The 1,063-nt window shown below is 65.0% G+C and carries 1 protein-coding gene; it reads right to left on the reverse strand.

Features of this window, described 5'->3' with window-relative positions:
- Positions 1-10: 10 nt before the first annotated feature.
- Positions 11-974 (reverse strand): IS630 family transposase gene (locus ABIC35_RS21755; RefSeq protein ID WP_121071801.1). Its coding sequence is split into 2 segments (ribosomal slippage): positions 11-622 and positions 624-974, totalling 963 coding nucleotides; the frame shifts between segments, so codons are not numbered across the junction.
- Positions 975-1,063: the final 89 nt, after the last annotated feature.

Consider the following 1,063-nt stretch of genomic DNA (forward strand, 5'->3'; position numbering starts at 1 on the left):
TAGAGCAATTTCACATTGACCGTTGATATCCAGCGGCCTGGAAGAAGTTGGCACATTGGCAGGGCGGGAAGCGATCAAGCAGTTCGCCGATGCGCTCGACAAGGGCATCGACGGTTCGGGCTGGCTGCTGGCGCAGGAGCGCCTTGAGCTTGGCAAAGGCCATCTCGATCGGGTTCATGTCGGGGCTGTAAGGAGGCAAGTAGAAGAGTTGGGCGCGCCGGGCGGTGATAGCCTCGCGGATGCCGGCGACCTTGTGGGCAGGCAGATTGTCGAGCACCACGACATCGCCGCGCCGGAGCGTGGGCGCCAGGACGTCGCGGACATAAACCCGAAAGGCGTCGCCATCCATCGGCCCGTCAAGCACCCAAGGCGCGGTCATGCCGGTCAGGCGCAGGCCTGCGATGAAGGTCATCGTCTTCCAATGTCCGAACGGCACGCGATCGCGGCAGCGCTTGCCGACCGGCGCCCAGCCATAGAGCCGCGCCATCTTGGTGTTTACCCCCGTCTCGTCGAGGAAGACGAGGCTCTCAGGGTCGATGAACGGCTGGGCTGCCCGCCACAACTGGCGACGTGCCGCGACGTCCGGCCGCTCCTGTTCGGCTGCGTGCAGGGCTTTTTTTAAACGACAGGCCGAGCCGCCGCACCGCATTCCACATCGCGCCGGTGCTGAGCCCGATCCCGTGTTCGGCCAGCAGCCACGCTTGCGCCTGCGCCAGCGTGATCCCCGGCTGCGAGCGGATGTGCGCCGCCAGCGCCAGTTCCTGTGTTGGGGAGAGCTTGCGCGGGGGACGGCCGCGGTTCGGGTTGATCCCGGCATCACCGGTCAGCCGTCGCCGGATCCGCGCCTTGTAAATATAGGCCACGCTGACCTTGAAGAGCACTGCTGCCTCGCGAACCGGCATCCCGCCGTCCACCGCTGCCAGCACCCGATCGCGCAAATCCTGCGAGTAACTCTGCCCAGATCGCCAACCCATTGCCGCCTCCGTCGTGACGGACGCCTATGAATCACACGACCACCGAAAAGGGAATCCCTCGCGATTCCGCCCATCGTGAAGATGCTCTA

The organism is Sphingomonas trueperi, assembly GCF_040545965.1.
Taxonomy (GTDB): Bacteria; Pseudomonadota; Alphaproteobacteria; order Sphingomonadales; family Sphingomonadaceae; genus Sphingomonas; species Sphingomonas trueperi_C.